Source organism: Streptomyces lanatus (assembly GCF_014655715.1).
GTDB lineage: Bacteria > Actinomycetota > Actinomycetes > Streptomycetales > Streptomycetaceae > Streptomyces > Streptomyces lanatus.
Map to the genome: position 1 here is coordinate 383,155 of NZ_BNBM01000006.1, position 18,006 is coordinate 401,160.

The window sequence follows — 18,006 nt, forward strand, 5'->3', positions numbered from 1 at the left end:
GCGTTTGCGTGGAGGCGGGTAGGTAGGGGCCGTCTCTGGTCTGTGCCAGGCCCGACCCGTAACCCCTCCCCGCTACTTGCGGGACGCCTTCGCCGCCTTCGCCGCTGCCTTCATCTCCTGTTTGTGGGCGCGTACCTTGAGCAGGGACTCGGGGCCGGTGATGTCGGCGACCGAGCGGTAGGACTCCTGCTCGCCGTAGGCGCCCGCGGCCTCGCGCCAGCCCGCGGGGGCCACGCCGAGCTGCTTGCCGAGCAGGGCGAGGAAGATCTGGGCCTTCTGCTTGCCGAAGCCGGGCAGGTCCTCCAGACGGCGGAGCAGTTCGCGGCCGTCCTCGACGCCCTTCCAGACGAGCTCGGCGTCACCGTCGTAGCGCTCGACGAGGTACTGGCACAGCTGCTGGATCCGCTTGGCCATGGACCCGGGGTAGCGGTGTACGGCCGGCTTCTCCGAGAGCAGGGCCACGAAGGCGTCCGGGTCCTGGGCGGCGATGTCGTGCGCGTCCAGGTCGTCCGCGCCGAGCCGGTCCGCGATCGTACGGGGCCCCTTGAACGCCCATTCCATCGGAACCTGCTGGTCCAGCAGCATGCCGACGAGCGCGGCGAGCGGGCTGCGGCCGAGGAGCGCGTCGGCCTCGGGGTCCTGGGCGAGATGCAGGGTGACGTCCATGCCCCCGATGATGCCGCGCGGGCCGTGTGCACGCGCGCGGGGGATGCCGGCACGGGCGTATCAAGGGGGGTACGCCCGTGCCGGGGTCAGGGGCGCCAGTACCCCAGCGCGTTCACCCGCTGCTTGGGCACACCCAGTTCCTTGCGGACGTACGAGATCAGGGCCCGGGTCGTCGCCGTGTCGCAGGCGATCCAGACGTACGGGTCGGGGGTGCCCTTGAGCAGATCCGGCAGGGCGTCCTTCACCTGGGCGACGAGGTGCGCCCCGGCGTCGCGCCTCGGCAGGGTCCGTACGTCGTGGCGGGAGTCGGCGGTGCGGAAGGGCAGGCCGTCCCGCTCGCCCTCGAACCACACCGTCGCCGGGGCGGAGTCCAGGGCGCCGAGGAGGGAGTTGAGGGCGGGGAGTGAGGCCGTGTCGGCGATGGCGAAGACGTGGGACGGAGCGGGCTCGGGGTCGGTGAAGCCGGTGCCGTGGATGGTCGCCTCGATGGTGTCGCCGGGCTCGGCCGTGCGGGCCCAGTCGCTCGCGATCCCCTCGTGCAGGGCGAACTCCAGGCTGAAGGTGCCGGCCTCCGGGTCCGGGTCGACCAGGGTGTAGGCGCGCTGGTGGGGCTTGCCCGCGTTGTCGAACCACAGCCGGACCCACATGGTGGGATGGACGCCGTTCGCCGCGAGCATGCCGCCGTCGGTGAGGTGGACGCGGCGGTAGTGCTCGGTGACGTCCTCGGCGCCCGTCACCGTGAACACGAAGTCCTTCGCGCGCAGCAGCTTCAGGACCGCGCCCTCCCAGCCGTGCCCCTGCCCCATGGCTTCTTCACCTTTCGCGTACGATTCCTGCCCGGATTGCTTAGGGAAGGCTAACCTAAAGAAAAGGAGGGGCACAGGTGACCGGCGAGATCTTCCGCGATGCCTGGGGCATACCGCATCTCCGCGCCGACAGGGCGAGAGAACTCGCCCGCGCACAGGGCCGGGTCACCGCCCTCGACCGGGCCTGGCAGCTGGAGGTGGAGCGGCACCGGGCCCAGGGGACGTCGGCGTCCTTCCTCGGCGCCGAGGCCCTGCCCTGGGACCGGTTCATCAGACGGACCCGCCTCGACGACACGGCCAGACGCTGCTTCGCCGAGCTGGAGACGCGGGACGCGGAGACGGCGGCGTGGGTGCGGTCGTACGTCGACGGGGTCAACGAGGGCCTGGCCGAGGGCGCCCGACGTACGCCGGAGTTCGCGCGGACCGGCCTCGCTCCCGGCCGCTGGGAGCCCTGGACCCCGCTCGGCGTCTGGCTCGGCATCCACATCCTGTTCGCGGGCTTCCCGGCCAAGCTCTGGCGCGAGCAGGTCGTCCGGCATCTCGGCGCCGACGCGGTCGGGCTGTTCGCCACCGACGGGCCGGGCACCTCCGGCAGCAACGGCTGGCTTGTGAGCGGGGAGCGGACCGTCACGGGTCGGGCGGTCATCGCCGGGGACCCGCACCGCTTCATCGAGGAACCCGGTGTCTATCAGCAGATCCACCTCTCCTGCCCCGAGTTCGACGTCATCGGCCTCGCCGTCCCCGGCATCCCCGGCATCGCCCACTTCGGCCACACCGGCACGGTCGCCTGGGCCATCACCAACGCCATGGCGGACTATCAGGACCTGTACCGGGAGCGGCTGCGGCGTACGGGGGCGGGGGTGGAGGCCCTGGACCCGGACGGGGTCTGGCGACGGGCGGCCCGGCACACCGAGGTCGTGGAGGTCGCGGGGGAGGAGCCGGTCGAGGTTGAGGTGATCGAGACGGCTCGGGGGCCGGTGATCATCGGGGGGCCGGAGGGGTTGCCGGACGGCTTGCAGATGGGCGTGCAAACGGGCTTGCAGGAAGGTTTCGCCATCGAGTCCCCCTCCGATGCCCCGCCCCCGCCCCTCGCCATAGCCCTCCGCTACCCGCCCCGCGTCACCGCCGACCTCGGCTTCAGCGCCCTCCTACCCCTCCTGCGCGCCCGCAGCGTGGCCGACGTCGACCGTGCCGTGGACCTCTGGGCCGAGCCCGTCAACGTCGTCCAGGCGGCCGACACCGAGGGCGGCCTGCTGCACCGTGTCGCCGGCAAGGTGCCGATGCGCTCCGAGGCCAACGGCGTCCGGCTGGTGCCCGCCTGGGAGCCCGGCCACGAGTGGCGCGGCTGGCACGAGACGCCCCGCGGCGGACTCGTCGACGGCGTCGCGGCCATGGCCAACCAGCGCGGGGTCGCCGCGCCGCTCGGCGTCGAGTTCGCCCCGCCGCATCGCGCCGATCGCATCACGGCCCTGCTGGCGGAGAAGCCCCGCTGGTCGGCCGCCGACATGCCGGCGATCCACATGGACACCCGACTGGCCTCCGCAGAGCCCCTCCTGGACCTCCTGCGCTCCCTCGACTCCCTCACCCCCGAGGCCGACCGCATCCGCCGGACCCTCCTGTCCTGGGACCGCCGGATGGACGCGGACAGCGAGGCCGCCGCCGTGTACGCGACGGTGCGCGGGGCGGTCGTACGGCGACTCGCCGCGCACCCCGCCTTCGCCGCACTGTCCGCCCCGCCCGCCTACCCCGAGGTCCTCCTCCCCTGGCTGGCCCTGCTCCCGCGTATCGGCTTCGCGCTCGAACATCTGCTGCGCGCCGAGGAGTTGTACGGCATCGACCGCGCCGAGGCAGTCCGCGCGGCGGTCGAGGAGGTCGCGGCCCTGCCCTCGGGAGCCCGACCCGGCACCTGGGGCGACACCCACCGCCTCGCCCCCTGGCGGGCGTTGCCCGACCCGGCGTACTCCGGGCCCCGCCTCTCCGGCGACCACGACTGCGTGCTGTGCACCTCGGCGGTCCCCGGCCTCACCGACCTGAGCGCACGCGGCCCCGCCGCCCGCTACGTCTGGGACCTGGCCGACCGCGAGGCCAGCCTCTGGGTGGTCCCGCTGGGCGCCTCCGGCATCCCCGGCTCACCCCACCACCGCGACCAACTCCCCCTGTGGCTGCGGGGAGACCTGGCCCCGGTCGTCACCGACTTCACCGAGTTCGAGAAGGAATCCGATGCCTGAGCTGCCCCCGATACCGGCGTCCGCCGTCCCGGTCTCCGCCTCACCGGCCCCCGCCCACAGAACCCCCGCCCACGAACCCCCCGTTCACCACCAGACCATCCCCGGCCTCGGCACGATCACCATCCGCCCCCTCGACCCGTGGGCCGACGCCGAGGTCGTCCATGGCTGGGTCGGTGAGGAACGGGCCTCCTTCTGGGGCATGAACGGCCTGACCAGGGACCAGGTGGCCGAGATCTATGCCCATATGGCCACCCTGGACACCCACCACGCGTTCGTCGTCGTACGGGACACGGACCCGGTCGCGCTCCTCCAGACGTACGAGCCGGAGGCGGACCGTGTGAGCGAGGTCTATGACCCCCTCCCCGGCGACATCGGCGTCCACCTGCTCCTCGCGCCCGCCGGACCCGGGGGAGGGCGGCCCGGCTGGACGGCCGCGCTGCTGACGGTCGTGGCGTCGTACGTCTTCGGGACCCTGGACCGCCGACGCGTGGTCGTCGACCCGGACATACGCAACGAGAAGGCCATCGCACGCTTCCTCAAGCAGGGCTTCACAGCCGGCCCGATGGTCGTGCTGCCGGAGGTGGACCTGCCGGATGTGTACATCCCGGAGAAGAAGGCCCAACTCGCCTTCCTGAGCCGGGGGTAGCCTTCGAGGCGTGACCCCGGAGGAACTCGTAGCGCACTACTCGCTGGAGCCGATCCCGTTGGAGGGCGGCCTGTTCCGCCAGACCTGGGCGGGGCCGGAGCGCTCCGACGGCCGCCCGCAGGGCACGGCGATAGTCGTCCTCCTCACCTCCGACGACTACTCGGCCCTGCACCGCCTGCCGTCCGACGAGGTGTGGCACTTCTACCTCGGCGACCCCCTGGAGATGCTGCTCCTCGCCCCGGACGGCACGTCCCGCACCACCGTGCTGGGCCCCGACATAACGCGCGGCCAGCACATCCAGTTCACCGTCCCGGCCGGAACCTGGATGGGGGCGAGGGTCGCGGCGGGCGGGTCCTGGACCTTCTTCGGCTGCACGATGGCGCCCGGTTTCACCTACGAGAGCTATGAGCACGGCGACTTGGCGGAACTGACGGCGCGCTATCCCGCCGAGGCCGCCCGGATCGCGGGACTGTGCCGCCCATGAGCGGACTCCTGGAGGGCCAGGTCGCCCTCGTCACGGGCGCGGGCGGCAGCATCGGACGGGGAATCGCGACACGGTTCGCCGAGGAGGGCGCGGCGGTCGCGCTGCATTGCCGTACGGCGATGGAGGCGGCGGACGAAGTGGCGTCCCGTATCCGGGAGACGGGCGGGCGGGCCGTCGTACTGCGTGCGGACCTGACCGATGAGGACGCGTGCCGGCGGGTGGTGGGGGAGGCCGCCGAGTGGGGCGGCGGGCGGCTGACGGCGCTGGTGAACAACGCGGGGGTGCAGCCGGTACGGGCCCTCCCCGGGATGTCGGCGGCGGAGTGGCGGGCGGTCGTGGACACCAACCTGACCAGCGTCTTCGCCTGCACGCAGGCCGCGGCCGACATCATGCGGGAGCAGGGCGGGGGCGGTTCGGTGACCCACATCGCGTCGATCGAGGCGAGCAGCCCGGCGCCCCTCCACGCCCACTACTCCGCCTCCAAGGCGGCGGTGGTGATGCACGCCCGTTCCGCGGCCCTGGAATACGGCCCCTTCGCCATCCGCGTGAACTCGGTCTCCCCCGGCCTGATCCACCGCGACGGCCTGGAGGAAGCCTGGCCGGAGGGAGTGCGGCGCTGGGAACAGGCGGTACCGGCCGGGAGGCTGGGGCGCCCGGAGGACGTGGGCGACGCGTGCGTGTTCCTCGCGTCGGGGCTCGCGTCGTGGGTCACGGGGCACGACCTGGTGGTGGACGGCGGGGTGTCGGCGCGTCCGACGTGGTGACGGGCGGGCGGGTGCTCGGATCGCTCGGGCGGCCGTGGTCCGATCCTCTTGTACCGAGCATTTGACACAAGTCTCGCGATGAGTCATCTTGTACCGCCTGCTTGTATCCATGAATTGATACAAGTGCCACTCACCGGGGGTTTCTTCATGCTCGACAGCACCGCGCCACCCGCATCCCACACCCGCGCCGACCGCTACGCACGTCTCGGAGGTCTGGCCGCCGGAGTCCTCCTCTCCCTCGACTTGATCGACGCCCCCGGCGGGCTCGGGAGCGGAATCCTGGCCGCCATACCCGTGTTCGGCCTCGGTGCCGTCGCCGGTGTGCTGCTCGGCGAATACCTCACGGCCCGCCCCCGAGGCACCGTCCGCACCGCCGGGCTCGCCCCCCGCCGGATCCGCGACCACGTTCCGCCCCGGCTGACGGTACTGCTGCTCATCGAGATGTCCCTGCTCATCGCACTCCTCGTCACCGCGATCGCGATCGGCTCCCCCGACGACACGGGCCGGGCGGGGCGCGCCCTGACGATGACCTGCTCCGGCGTGACCGAGTCCCATGGCCCCTGGCCCGGTACCTTCTACGCGGTCCCCGCCCTCGCCTCACTGGTCAGCAGTACCGCCGCCTGCGGCCATGCCCTACGGCACATCACCCGCCGCCCCGGCCAGGAACAGGACCGCCGGAACCGGGCGCTGGCGATCACCGCCGCGTGGGGCCTGCTGACCTCCGCACCCCTGGCCGGCGCCGCCTGGACTGCCGCCGGGTCGCTGCGCGGGCTGAGCTGCGACGGCACGCTCGGCAGCGTGGCCGTATGGATCCTCCTTCCCGTCTGTCTGCTCGCCCTGGGCACCGCGATCTGGTGCCTGTTCACGGTCGTGGCGCCGAAGGCCTTCCAGCGGTGACCGGCCCGACCGTACGGGTGGACACCGCCAGCCCGGTCCCTCCCTACGAGCAGATCCGCGCCCAGCTCGCGACCCTGATCTCCTCCGGACGACTGCCGGAAGGCGAACGCCTGCCGACCATCCGGCAGTTGGCCTCCGACCTGGGGCTGGCCGCCGGCACGGTCGCCCGTGCCTACCGTGAGCTGGAGAACGCCGCGCTCATCCGCACCCGACGCGGCGCGGGGACCCGGGTGGCACCCCCGCCGCCGTCGGCCATGCGCCCCTCCCCGGAGGAACTGGCCTCCCTGGCCCGGCGATTCAGGGACGAGGCCCGTGCGCTCGGTGCGGACGACTCGGCGATCGTGGGAGCGCTGCGTTCCGTGTTGGCGGACGCGGACTGAGAGGCTCGGTCGGGAAGCGCGCGGGGCGGTCCGTGCCGGCGGTCACCGGCCGACGGCACCGGCTCCCGCCCCAAGGGACCTGCCGCCCGGCCCCAGCCCCAGCCCAGGGATCAGCACAGCCGCCACCGCCAGATGCATCAGGGCGAGCGAGGCCCGGGTGCCGCCGTCCATGCCGTCTCCGACGAACGGCAGGAAGGACACGGCCAGTACGACGCCTGCCACCCCGGTCCAGATGGCGCGGGCGCGCCGCGCCGCGAACCGCTCCAGGGCGGCCAGCAGTCCCCAGCCGGAGAGCGACGAGAGCAGGGCGACGACCGCCACGGGCACGGCGCCGATGTCGAGCGTCTGCTCGCCGTCGACTATCCGCAGCCGGTGCCCGAGCAGCGGGTCCGCGACCAGCCACACCAGGACGGGAGCAAGGACGGCCAGGCCGGTGACCCCCAGGCGCCTTCTCCTTTCCCTTCCCCTTCTCCGCACGCTCACTTGGCGTCCCCCGAGAACGCCCCGTGCAGGAAGACCTCCACCAGCTCCCGCGGGGTCAGGTCGGGCTCGTCCTCCGTGCGCGGCTGGGTGAAGAGCAGCCCGAAGAAGAGGGCCGCGATCTGCTCCGGCGGCCGGCGCAGGGCGGCCCTGTCGGGCTCCAGCAGATCCGCGAGGGCCACGCGGATACGGGTCATCGACTCGTTGCGGCCCGCGCCGCGCACCGTACCGGGGTGCTTGCCGCCGCGATGCCCCAGCGAGCCGAGGACCGCGCCCATCCTGTCCATGTGCGCCTGCAGCGCCTCGGCCGCCTCCGCGAGCCGGTCGGGCAGCGGCTGGGACACGTCGATCGCGTCGAGCTCACGCACCGCGTGCTCGGGGGAGAGCGCCTCGGCCATACAGGCCTGCAGCAACTCGTCCTTGTCGGCGAAGACCCGGAAGATCGTGCCCTCGCCGATGCCGGCGGCACGGGCGATCTTCGCGGTCGTCACCGCGGCGCCGTACTCGGCGATCAGCGGGATCGCCGTCTGGATGATCATTTCGCGACGCCGCTCCGGCGACATGGCGGGGGCGCGGCGTCGGGTGGCGGCCGCCTGGGTCTCCTTGGGTGCTGTCATGACCCCGAGAGTACGGAGTGAGTCCTCACTCCGTCAATGAGTGAGGACTCACTCCGCACTCACTCCGATGGCTTCCCGGCAGGAACGCGACGTCACCCATGACCGACGAGGATCCGGTCGCAGATCTGCCAGCCACCCCTCACCAAGCCCTGCTGCACTGATCGTGCAACGCACAGCCTCCCGCCCCAGGACGGATCACCATGCCGCCAACCCCCGTCGTCGAGACCGACGGCCAAGTCCTGCCCTCCCGCTCCCCTCTCCGGGGATGGACGGCCGTGGTCTCGGTAACCCTGGGAATCTTCGCCATCGTCACCACCGAGATCCTGCCCATCGGTCTGCTGACCTCGATCGGATCGAGCTTCACGGTCTCGGACGGCATGGCCGGACTGATGATGACCATGCCCGGCTTCCTCGCGGCGATCGCCGCTCCCCTGGTCACCGTGGCCACGGCACGCCTCGACCGCCGCCTGATGCTCTGCGCCTTCACGCTCCTGCTGGCGCTGGCGAACTTCCTCGCCGCCGCGGCCCCCGACTACTGGCTCGTACTCATATCCCGGGTCATGGTCGGGATCACGATCGGCGGCTTCTGGTCGATCGGGGCGGGGCTGGCGGAGCGACTGGTGCCGCCCGCCTCGGCCGGCCGGGCAACTGCCGTGATCTTCTCGGCCGTTCCGCTGGGTTCCGTCCTCGGCGTGCCGGCGGGCACCCTCGTCGGAGACCTCGCGGGATGGCGAACGGCCTTCACCGTCATGGGAGTTCTGACGATCGCCGTCCTGATCATGCTGTTCGCGTTCCTGCCCCCACTACCACCGGTCCGCGCCACCCGCCTGAGCGTCCTCACGGGCATGCTCCGCAACACCGGCACCCGCTTCGCCCTCCTGCTGACCTTCCTCGTCGTGCTGGCCCACTTCGGCACCTACACCTACGTCACACCGTTCCTGGAACAGATCACCCAAGCCGACGACACCCTGATCACGACATTCCTGCTCCTCTACGGCGCCGCCGGCATCCTCGGCAACTTCCTGGCCGGCACCTGGGCGCCCCGCCGCCCCCGCACCGTCTCCGCCCTCGCGGCCGGCCTCATCGCGACGGCGACCCTGCTCCTCCCGGCGCTGGGCCACGGGCCGACGGGCGCGCTGATCCTGCTGCTCCTATGGGGCATCGCCTACGGCGCCGTCCCCGTCGCGTCCCAGACCACCTTCTCCAAGGCGGCACCCCGCACCCCGGAAGCAGCATCGATCCTCTTCACCGCCTCCTTCCAGGCAACGATCTCCCTCGGCGCCCTCACGGGAGGAGCCGTACTGGACCTCACCTCCCCGTCGCTGGTCATGCTGCTGGGCGGCTGCACCGCGGCACTTGGGGTCCTGGTGGTGGGAGCATGCTCTGTCGGGAAGCCCTCTGGTTCGAGCTGACCCGCTGAGCGCAGCCCCCTCCCCATCCGTACCTACCCCCGAGGCCTCAAATCCGACGACGGAGAAGTGACACACGTGGGGTGCGATGACCGACGACGAACGCCGCGCCGATCTGGCGGCCGGCGGCGACTTCAACGGCTGGTGCTGCTGGGCACCCTGCTGGTCCTGTTCGTCCTCGGCGGCACGGGACCGGCGTCCGCGCACGCGGCCCTCCGCGCCAGCGACCCCGAGGACGGAACCGTCCTCAAGTCGGCCCCCCGTGACATCACCCTGACCTTCACGGAGTCCGTCGGTCTGCTGGAGGACTCCTTCCGGGTACTGGACCCCGAGGGGCGCCGTCTGCGCACGGGTGAGCCGGAGCACGCCAAGGGCAGCGGTGAGACGGCCCGCGTGAGTCTGCCGGGGAAGCTGGGCGAGGGGACGTACACCGTCGCCTGGCGGGTGGTGTCGGCCGACAGCCATCCGGTGTCCGGCGCGTTCACGTTCTCCGTCGGCAAACCCTCCGTCACGACCGCCGTCGTCGACACCGGTCCGACCGAGGACCCGGCGACCAAGAGCCTCTACAACATCGCCCGCTATCTGGCCTACCTCGCCGTCGCCCTCCTCATCGGCACGGCGGCCTTCCTCGCCGTCTGCCGCCCACCGGACGCCCCCGTCCTGCACAGGCTGCTCAGGACGAGCTGGTGGGCCCTCCTCGCCGCCACCCTCGCCCTGCTGGTGCTGCGCGCCCCGTACGAGACCGGCGAGGGGCCGCTCGGGGCTCTCAGCGCCGACTCCCTCACCCGTACGCTCAGCAGCCGACCAGGGCTCGTCATGCTCGCCCGGCTGGTCCTCCTCGGGGTGGCCGCCGGATATCTCCTACGGCTGACCAAGGGCCGCAAGCCCTACCGCTGGGCCGGTGCCGCCATCGCCGTCGGCCTCGCCCTGACCTGGGCCGCCGGTGAGCATGCCTCCGCCGGTATCCAGGTGCCCGTCGCGATGACCTCCTCGGCGCTGCATCTGCTCGCCACGGCGGTCTGGCTGGGCGGCCTCACCGCCCTGCTCGTCACGCTGTACCGCGCGCACCTGACCCCGGCCGCCGTCACCCGCTTCTCGCGCCTCGCCTTCGCATCCGTGACCGTCCTGGTCGTCACCGGCGTCTACCAGTCCTGGCGCGGCCTGGGCTCCTGGGACGCGATCACCGGCACGACGTACGGCAGGCTCCTGACCCTCAAGCTGGCCGCGGTGGTGCTGCTGCTCGGTGCGGCGGCCGTGTCGCGTCGCTGGACGGCCCGGCTGGCGACAGCCGACGTGGACGCTGAGGTGGGTGTGCGGGAGAAGGTTCCGCAGGCCGTCGGCGGGCCCTCCCTGCCCGAGCCGCCGCCGAACGACGTACCGCCTCCCACCGACCGGCAACGGCACGCCCTCCGCCGCTCCGTCCTCGCCGAAGTCGCCGTGGGCGCCGTGGTGCTGGCGATCACCACCCTTCTCACCAGCAGCCTCCCGGGGCGCGCGGAGGCCGAGGCGGCCGCCGGTGCGCCCGCCGTGGTCGGGGCCTCCGTCACCAATGTGCCCTTCGACGTCGGCACCCCCGGCGGTCACGGCAAGGTGCAGATCACCATCGATCCGGCCCGGGTCGGCGACAACTCCATCGAGGCCCTCGTCTACGGCCCCGACGGCGGCGTGTCCATCGTCCCGGAGCTGCGCGTCTCCTTCACGCTCCCGGCCAAGGACATCGGCCCCATCGACGCCGAGCTCGCCGACAAGGGCGGCTACTGGGGCAACAGCTTCCTCAATCTGCCCATCGCCGGGGAGTGGGAGATGAAGGTGACCGTCCGGACGTCGGACGTGGACCAGGTGAGCGAGACCCGATCCGTGCTGGTGCGCTAGCTCTCGCCCATTCGATCGGGTTCGAGATGTCGGTCACGTTTCCGAAACAGCGATCGTCATCTCTTGACGCATGACCTGACATAAGGCTGTTATTGCGCCACCGTGTTCGGTCAAGTTGATTTCTGATCGGTTACGACGGACTTCGACACGTCCACCCTCATGATCGAACCCTGCCATCAGGAGCCGTAGATGCAGCACTTCTCCCCCTCCGGTCTCTCAGTGCCGTCGCCGAGCACGTTCACGGGCACGAGCCCGAGCCGCCGCACCCTGCTGCGCGGCATAGGCGGCGCCGCCGTCCTCGGCGCGGGCATCCCGCTGCTGAGCGCCTGCGGCGGCAGCGGTACGGCGAGCGACCCGAAGACCGTCACCCTCGGCTCCAAGGCGTCCGACGCCGTGCCGAAGAAGGCGTTCGCGGACATCTACGCGGCCTACAAGAAGAAGTCCGGCATCACGGTCGACGTGAACACCAAGGACTCGAACACGTTCCAGGAGCAGATCAACTCCTACCTCCAGGGCACGCCGGACGACGTGTTCACCTGGTTCGCCGGCTACCGGATGCAGTTCTTCGCGGCCAAGGGGCTCGCGACGCCCATCGATGACGTGTGGAAGACCATCGGGGGGAACTTCCCCGAGGCGATGCACAAGCTCAGCAAGGGCGAGGACGGCAAGTACTACTTCGTGCCGCTGTACACCTACCCGTGGGCGATCTTCTACCGGAAGAGCGTCTTCAAGGAGAACGGGTACGAAGTCCCCACCACCTGGGACGACTTCGTCGCGCTGTGCAAGCAGATGCAGAAGGACAAGCTGGTCCCCATCGCCTTCGGCGACAAGGACGCCTGGCCCGCGCTCGGCACCTTCGACCAGATCAACTTCCGCCAGAACGGCTACGACTTCCACGTCGAGCTGATGGCGGGCAAGGCCTCCTGGACCGACGCCAAGGTGCGCAAGGTCTTCGACCTGTGGACCGAGATCCTCCCGTACCACCAGGAGGGCTCCATGGGCCGCACCTGGCAGGACGCGGCGCAGACGCTGGCCTCCAAGAAGGCCGGCATGTATCTGCTCGGCACCTTCGTCGCCCAGCAGTTCACCGACAAGGCCGCCCTCGACGACCTCGACTTCTTCGCCTTCCCGGAGATCGACCCGCAGTTCGGCCAGGACACGGTCGAGGCGCCCACCGACGGCTTCATGATGAGTAAGAGCCCGAAGAACAAGACCGAGGCCGTCAAGCTGCTCAAGTACCTCGGCACCACCGACGCCGAGGACATCTACCTCAAGTCCGACCCGAGCGTCGTGCACGCCGCCACCGGCGCCGACACCTCCTCGTACACCGCCCTGCAGAAGAAGGCGTACGACATGATCGCCGGGGCCAAGTCCCTGACCCAGTTCATGGACCGTGACAGCCGCCCCGACTTCACCTCCACGGTCATGCAGCCCGCGCTGCAGAAGTTCATCCGGGACCCCAAGGGCGTCGACAGTCTGCTGTCCTCGATCGAGCGCCAGAAGAAGACGATCTTCGCGTCCGGCTGATCCAGATGACGACCAACACCCCCACGAAGTCCCCGGAGGCGGCCGCCGTGCCGCCTTCGGGCGCTGCCCCCGCCGGCACCAACAAGCCCTCCGGGCACCGACGTCTGCTGACCCGCCGTGACCGGATCACCCTCGGTTTCATGGCCGGTCTGCCGACCCTCCTGCACATCGCCCTCGTCTGGGTGACCGCCCTCGCCTCCGTCGCGCTGGCCTTCACCACCTGGGACGGCATCGGCTTCGACTCCATCAAGTGGGTCGGACTCGACAACTTCAAGCAACTCTTCAACGACAACCCGCAGTTCTGGCCCGCCGTCGAGCACAACGTCATCTGGTTCGTCGTGCTGATCGTGATCCCGACGCCGCTCGGTCTGTTCCTGGCCGTGCAGCTGGACAAGAAGATCCGCTTCAGCAGGGTGTACCAGACCGCGTTCTTCCTGCCCGTCGTGCTGTCCATGGCGGTCATCGGGTTCGTCTGGCAGCTCATCTACAACCCCGACACCGGGCTGATCAACAGCCTCATCGGGGCCAACGAGCCCGGCAAGTACATCGACTGGATCGGTGACCCGGACCTCAACCTCTGGGCGATCCTCGTCGCCGCGTCCTGGCGGCACACCGGCTACATGATGATCCTGTACCTGGCCGGCCTGAAGGGCGTCGACCCCTCGCTGCGGGAGGCCTCCGCGCTCGACGGGGCCAATGAGTGGCAGACGTTCAAGAACGTCATCTTCCCGACCCTGCGGCCCACCAACACCGTCGTCCTGGTCGTCACCATCATCGAGGCCCTGCGCGCCTTCGACCTGGTCTTCGTCTTCAACAAGGGCGCCCAGGGCACCGAGCTGCTCTCGATCCTGGTCACCAACAACATCATCGGCGAGTCCAGTCGGATCGGATACGGCTCCGCGATCGCGGTCGTGCTGCTGCTGATCTCCCTCGTCGTGATCATCCCTTACCTGGTGGCCACCTTCCGGAAGGAGCGGCGCGCATGAGCACGACCACCGCCACCCTTGGCAAAAAGAGCGCCCCCATCCGCCCCGCCCGGATCCTCCTCCACCTCTTCCTGGCCGGCGCGGCCCTCGCCTGGATCGCCCCGCTCGCCTGGGCCATCTACGCGGCGCTACGCCCGTACAGCGAGACCAGCGAGAAGGGATACGTGTCCTGGCCGGACTCGCTGAGCTTCGACAACTTCACGAACGCGTTCACGCAGTCGGACATGAGCCACTACTTCGTCAACACCATGATCATCGCCGTCCCGGCGGTGCTGTTGACGCTGTTCCTGTCCTCGATGGTCGCCTTCTACGTCAGCCGCTTCGACTTCCGCCTCAACCTGGCGCTGCTGCTGGTCTTCACGGCAGGCAACCTGCTCCCGCAGCAGGTCATCATCACCCCGCTGTACCGGCTGTACCTGCTGATCGACCTGCCCGGCATCACCATGTCCGGCAAGCTGTACGACTCGGCCCTGGGCCTGGTGTTGATCCATGTCGCGTTCCAGTCGGGCTTCTGCGCCTTCGTGCTCAGCAACTACATGCGCACCCTGCCGCATGAGCTGACCGAGGCCGCGCTGGTCGACGGCGCCTCCGTCTGGCGGCAGTACTGGCAGATCGTGCTGCCCCTGTGCAAGCCGGCGATGGCGGCCCTGGCCACCCTGCTCTCGATCTGGATCTACAACGACTTCTTCTGGGCCCTGGTCCTGATCTCCACCGGCGAGAACATGCCGATCACCTCGGCGCTGAACAACCTCTCCGGCGCGTACTTCACCGACCCCAACCTGGTCGCCGCGGGCGCCCTCCTCACCGCCATCCCCACCCTGATCGTGTACTTCGTGCTCCAGCGCCAGTTCGTGAGCGGCCTCACGCTGGGCGCCAACAAGGGCTGATCCACACCCCCTTCGAAAGAGAACCACCGTGCCTCACCCCTTCACCCCGGTCGCCTCCGTCCCCGTGGACCCGGCTCACGCCCGTGTCCACGAGGAGGGCTGGCAGTCCTGGAGCCCCAGCGGCGCCTACGCCCTCACCGACCGCCCGTACCGCCCGACGAACGACAACTGGGCGACGGTCTGCTACCGCCCCGGCGTCACCGCCCCCGAGGGCACCTTCCAGGGCGAGGGCCTGCTGGCGCTCGACCCGGGCGACGGATCACCGGTCCGCCTGTGGGCGGCGGTGGACCCCTTCACCGAGGTCCCGTCGATCCGCCTGACCGTGATGGACGGCGATGTCGCGGAGATCAGCACCGACGGCCTGGTGAAGGAGTGGACGGGGACCACCATCCATTCAGCCCTGGCCGCCTGGGCCGACAGCCTCCAACTTCCCACGCCTCGCCCGGCCCCCACGGTCTGGTGCTCCTGGTACGAGTACTTCACCGCCGTCACCGAGGACGACATCCACGAGAACCTCCGTGCGATGGACACCCTTGACCTGCCCATCGACGTCGTCCAGATCGACGACGGCTACCAGAAGGCCCTCGGCGACTGGCTCACCCTCTCCGGCCGCTTCCGCTCCCGCGAGGGAATCGCCGACGCCATCCGCGCACGGGGCCGCCGAGCGGGCATCTGGACGGCCCCCTTCCTGGTCGACCCGGCCAGCGACCTGGCCGCCGAACACCCGGAGTGGCTGGTCCGCGACGAGGACGGCGGCTTCACCCACGCCGGCCGCAACTGGGGCCACGACCTGCGCGTCCTGGACACCACCCACCCCGAGGCGGCGGCCTATCTGACGGATGTCTTCCGCACCCTGCGCGCCGAGGGTTACGACTACTTCAAGGTCGACTTCCTCTACGCGGGCGCGCTGGAAGGCGTACGACACGCTTCCAAGGACGCTCTCCAGGCGTACCGCGCCGGGATCGGGCTGATCCGCGAGGCGATCGGCGACGACGCCTATCTGCTGGGCTGCGGTGCCCCGATCCTGCCCTCCCTCGGCCTGTTCGACGCGATGCGCGTCAGCCCCGACACGGCCCCGCACCGCCGCCCCGAGGCCGACGACTACAGCCAACCCGGCCAGGACCCGGCCGAGTTCACCGGCGCGGGCCGCCAGTGGCAGCACGGCCGCCTCTGGATCAACGACCCCGACTGCCTGATGGCCCGCCCGGCCGTGGAGACGCGGGAACAGTGGGCCGCGCATGTCGAGGCGACCGGCGGCCTGATGGCGTCCAGTGACCGCCTGCTCTCGCTCGACGAGTGGGGCGTGGCGACGACCCGCCGCCTCCTCGGGGGAGCCGCCTGATGCTGAAGATCGACGGCATCGCGTACGGCGGTGACTACAACCCCGAGCAGTGGCCCGAGGAGGTCTGGGCCGAGGACATGCGCCTGATGCGCGAGGCCGGGGTCACCATGGTCAGCGTCGGCATCTTCTCCTGGGCCCTGCTGGAGCCCAGCGAGGGCGCCTACGACTTCACCCTCCTGGACCGCGTCCTCGACCTGCTGCACGCCAACGGCATCGCGGCCGACCTCGCGACCCCGACGGCCGCACCCCCGGCGTGGTTCTTCCGCGCCCACCCCGAGGCGCTGCCGGTCGACAAGGACGGCCGCGGACTGTCGTACGGCAGCCGTCAGACGTTCTGCCCGTCGAGCCCGGCGTACCGGGAGGCGGCGCTGCGGATGGCGCGGGCACTCGCCGGGCGTTACGCCGACCACCCGGCGCTGGCGATGTGGCACGTCCACAACGAGTACGGCTGTCACAACGCCGAGTGCTACTGCGACGAGAGCGCGGCTGCCTTCCGGCGCTGGCTGCGGGCGCGGTACGCCGACGACCTGACCGCCCTCAACGACGCCTGGGGCACCCGCTTCTGGAGCCAGTGGTACTACGACTGGGACGAGATCCTCCCGCCCCGCCCCACCGGCGCCGTCCCGAACCCCACCCACCAGCTGGACTGGCGCCGCTTCTGCAGCGACGAACTGCTCTCGCTGTACGAGGCGGAGCGCGAGGTGCTGCGGGAAGCCGCCCCGGCGATCCCCGCCACCACCAACTTCATGGTGATGTACAACTTCGACGCCCTCGACTACTGGCGCTGGGCCCCGAAGCTGGACGTCGTCTCCAACGACCACTACCTCCAGTCCGCCGACCCCGAGTCCGAGATCGACATCGCGCTCAGCGGCGACCTGGTGCGCTCGCTGGCGGGCGGCCCCTGGCTGCTGATGGAGCACTCGACGGGCGCGGTGAACTGGCAGCCGGTGAACCGGGCGAAGGGGCCGGGGGAGCTGCGGCGCAATGCCCTCGCCCATGTGGCGCGCGGCGCCGACGGCATCGCCTACTTCCAGTGGCGGGCGGCCAAGGCGGGCGCCGAGCAGTGGCACTCGGCGATGCTGCCGCACGCGGGCACGGACAGCCAGATCTGGCGAGACGTGGTCCGGCTCGGCGCCGACCTGAAGGCGCTCGCGGAGGTGCGGGGCAGCGTCGGCACGGCCGAGGTCGCGATCGTCTGGGACTGGAACTCCCGCTGGGCGATGGAGCTCCCGTCCCAGCCGAGCGAGGCGCTGCGCTTCCAGGACCTGGTGCGTGCCTGGTACGAGCCGCTGTGGCGGTCGGGCGTGGCGGTGGACTTCGTACGGCCGGACGCGGATCTGTCGGGGTATCGGCTGGTGTTGGCGCCGAGCCTGTATCTGGTGGATGACGCGGGGGCGGCGAATCTGACTCGGTTCGCTGAGGGGGGTGGTGTCATCGCCATCGGCTTCCACAGCGGTGCGGTGGATGAGAACTGCCATGTGCGGCTGGGGGGTTACCCGGGCGCGTTCCGGGAGGCGCTCGGGGTGCGGACGGACGAGCTGTTCCCGCTGCTGCCGGGCGAGTCGGTGGGCCTGAGCGGCGGCGGCACGGGGACGCTGTGGTCGGAGCGGGTGCGGTTGGCCGGTGCCGAGGCGGTGTCGTCGTACACGACTGGGCCGTTGAGCGGGAGCCCGGCGGTGACGCGCAACAGCCTCGGCTCCGGGACGAGTTGGTACCTGGCCACCCTCCCCGATCCGACGAGCTTGGCCGGACTCCTGGACCGTCTCCGCACGGAGGCCGGGGTGGAGTCGGTGCGCTCGACCGCGCCCGGTGTGGAGGCGGTGCTGCGGCGCGGGGCCGACGCCGACTATCTCTTCCTGATCAACCACACGGATCGTCCCGCCGAGGTCGCGGTGGCGCCGGACGCGACGGAACTGCTGACGGGCAAGCCGGTCGTGGGGTCGGTGGGCGTCCCGGCGGGGGATGTGGCGGTGGTGCGGGAGCCGCGCTGAGGGCAGGGCACGGTGGAGTTCAAG

Annotated in this window: 17 protein-coding genes; 13 read left to right on the forward strand and 4 right to left on the reverse strand. The window is 70.8% G+C overall.

Features of this window, described 5'->3' with window-relative positions; translation table 11 throughout:
• Positions 1–72: 72 nt before the first annotated feature.
• Positions 73–666 (reverse strand): HhH-GPD-type base excision DNA repair protein, encoded by a 594-nt coding sequence (locus IE325_RS19220; RefSeq protein ID WP_190071166.1) that lies wholly within the window; start codon positions 664–666, stop codon positions 73–75.
• Between the two features lie 86 nt (positions 667–752).
• The gene (locus IE325_RS19225) at positions 753–1,472 is read right to left on the reverse strand and encodes a siderophore-interacting protein (protein WP_190071167.1); all 720 of its coding nucleotides are present in this window, start codon (positions 1,470–1,472) and stop codon (positions 753–755) included.
• Positions 1,473–1,549: 77 nt separating this feature from the next.
• Here IE325_RS19225 and IE325_RS19230 point away from each other — a divergent pair, with 77 nt between their 5' ends.
• From IE325_RS19230 to IE325_RS19255, 6 genes are all read left to right on the forward strand, one after another.
• Positions 1,550–3,700, forward strand: a complete 2,151-nt coding sequence (locus IE325_RS19230; RefSeq protein ID WP_190071168.1) for a penicillin acylase family protein — start codon at positions 1,550–1,552, stop codon at positions 3,698–3,700.
• Positions 3,693–4,346, forward strand: coding sequence for a GNAT family N-acetyltransferase (locus tag IE325_RS19235; RefSeq protein ID WP_190071169.1), 654 nt, complete (start codon positions 3,693–3,695; stop codon positions 4,344–4,346). Before IE325_RS19230 ends, IE325_RS19235 begins: the two co-directional genes overlap by 8 nt.
• 10 nt (positions 4,347–4,356) lie before the next feature.
• Entirely contained in the window at positions 4,357–4,830 is a 474-nt protein-coding gene (locus tag IE325_RS19240; RefSeq protein ID WP_190071170.1) for a cupin domain-containing protein, read from the forward strand.
• A complete protein-coding gene (locus IE325_RS19245; RefSeq protein WP_190071171.1) occupies positions 4,827–5,594 on the forward strand; it encodes an SDR family NAD(P)-dependent oxidoreductase in 768 nt (255 codons plus the stop codon). Before IE325_RS19240 ends, IE325_RS19245 begins: the two co-directional genes overlap by 4 nt.
• 147 nt (positions 5,595–5,741) lie before the next feature.
• Positions 5,742–6,491, forward strand: coding sequence for a hypothetical protein (locus IE325_RS19250; protein WP_190071172.1), 750 nt, complete (start codon positions 5,742–5,744; stop codon positions 6,489–6,491).
• Entirely contained in the window at positions 6,488–6,871 is a 384-nt protein-coding gene (locus IE325_RS19255) for a GntR family transcriptional regulator (protein WP_190071173.1), read from the forward strand. The genes IE325_RS19250 and IE325_RS19255 overlap by 4 nt, the downstream gene beginning before the upstream one ends.
• Before the next feature lie 42 nt (positions 6,872–6,913).
• Here IE325_RS19255 and IE325_RS19260 read toward each other — a convergent pair whose 3' ends face one another.
• Entirely contained in the window at positions 6,914–7,354 is a 441-nt protein-coding gene (locus IE325_RS19260; RefSeq protein WP_229911873.1) for a DUF6069 family protein, read from the reverse strand.
• Positions 7,351–7,890: a TetR/AcrR family transcriptional regulator gene (locus IE325_RS19265; protein ID WP_229911886.1), complete on the reverse strand. Its 540-nt coding sequence runs from the start codon at positions 7,888–7,890 to the stop codon at positions 7,351–7,353. The genes IE325_RS19260 and IE325_RS19265 overlap by 4 nt, the downstream gene beginning before the upstream one ends.
• Positions 7,891–8,168: 278 nt before the next feature.
• Here IE325_RS19265 and IE325_RS19270 point away from each other — a divergent pair, with 278 nt between their 5' ends.
• The 7 genes from IE325_RS19270 (at position 8,169) to IE325_RS19300 (ending at position 17,982) form a co-directional block, all read left to right on the forward strand.
• Positions 8,169–9,380, forward strand: a complete 1,212-nt coding sequence (locus IE325_RS19270; protein WP_190071174.1) for an MFS transporter — start codon at positions 8,169–8,171, stop codon at positions 9,378–9,380.
• Between the two features lie 141 nt (positions 9,381–9,521).
• The gene (locus IE325_RS19275) at positions 9,522–11,249 is read left to right on the forward strand and encodes a copper resistance CopC/CopD family protein (protein WP_190071175.1); all 1,728 of its coding nucleotides are present in this window, start codon (positions 9,522–9,524) and stop codon (positions 11,247–11,249) included.
• Between the two features lie 189 nt (positions 11,250–11,438).
• On the forward strand, positions 11,439–12,776 hold the full coding sequence (locus IE325_RS19280) for an ABC transporter substrate-binding protein (protein WP_190071176.1): 1,338 nt from the start codon (positions 11,439–11,441) through the stop codon (positions 12,774–12,776).
• A 5-nt stretch (positions 12,777–12,781) separates the two neighbouring features.
• On the forward strand, positions 12,782–13,762 hold the full coding sequence (locus tag IE325_RS19285) for a carbohydrate ABC transporter permease (protein ID WP_190071177.1): 981 nt from the start codon (positions 12,782–12,784) through the stop codon (positions 13,760–13,762).
• Positions 13,759–14,649: a carbohydrate ABC transporter permease gene (locus IE325_RS19290; protein WP_190071178.1), complete on the forward strand. Its 891-nt coding sequence runs from the start codon at positions 13,759–13,761 to the stop codon at positions 14,647–14,649. The genes IE325_RS19285 and IE325_RS19290 overlap by 4 nt, the downstream gene beginning before the upstream one ends.
• A 28-nt stretch (positions 14,650–14,677) precedes the next feature.
• On the forward strand, positions 14,678–15,991 hold the full coding sequence (locus IE325_RS19295) for a glycoside hydrolase family 36 protein (RefSeq protein WP_190071179.1): 1,314 nt from the start codon (positions 14,678–14,680) through the stop codon (positions 15,989–15,991).
• Entirely contained in the window at positions 15,991–17,982 is a 1,992-nt protein-coding gene (locus IE325_RS19300) for a beta-galactosidase (protein ID WP_190071180.1), read from the forward strand. Before IE325_RS19295 ends, IE325_RS19300 begins: the two co-directional genes overlap by 1 nt.
• Positions 17,983–18,006: the final 24 nt, after the last annotated feature.

What these genes read in the sequence shown, in the direction of transcription:
- IE325_RS19220 (WP_190071166.1), bottom strand. Translation starts at nt 666, where the DNA reads ATGGACGTCACCCTGCATCTCGCCCAGGACCCCGAGGCCGACGCGCTC.
- IE325_RS19225 (WP_190071167.1), bottom strand. Translation starts at nt 1,472, where the DNA reads ATGGGGCAGGGGCACGGCTGGGAGGGCGCGGTCCTGAAGCTGCTGCGC.
- IE325_RS19235 (WP_190071169.1), top strand. Translation starts at nt 3,693, where the DNA reads ATGCCTGAGCTGCCCCCGATACCGGCGTCCGCCGTCCCGGTCTCCGCC.
- IE325_RS19245 (WP_190071171.1), top strand. Translation starts at nt 4,827, where the DNA reads ATGAGCGGACTCCTGGAGGGCCAGGTCGCCCTCGTCACGGGCGCGGGC.
- IE325_RS19250 (WP_190071172.1), top strand. Translation starts at nt 5,742, where the DNA reads ATGCTCGACAGCACCGCGCCACCCGCATCCCACACCCGCGCCGACCGC.
- IE325_RS19265 (WP_229911886.1), bottom strand. Translation starts at nt 7,890, where the DNA reads ATGATCATCCAGACGGCGATCCCGCTGATCGCCGAGTACGGCGCCGCG.
- IE325_RS19270 (WP_190071174.1), top strand. Translation starts at nt 8,169, where the DNA reads ATGCCGCCAACCCCCGTCGTCGAGACCGACGGCCAAGTCCTGCCCTCC.
- IE325_RS19280 (WP_190071176.1), top strand. Translation starts at nt 11,439, where the DNA reads ATGCAGCACTTCTCCCCCTCCGGTCTCTCAGTGCCGTCGCCGAGCACG.
- IE325_RS19285 (WP_190071177.1), top strand. Translation starts at nt 12,782, where the DNA reads ATGACGACCAACACCCCCACGAAGTCCCCGGAGGCGGCCGCCGTGCCG.
- IE325_RS19290 (WP_190071178.1), top strand. Translation starts at nt 13,759, where the DNA reads ATGAGCACGACCACCGCCACCCTTGGCAAAAAGAGCGCCCCCATCCGC.
- IE325_RS19300 (WP_190071180.1), top strand. Translation starts at nt 15,991, where the DNA reads ATGCTGAAGATCGACGGCATCGCGTACGGCGGTGACTACAACCCCGAG.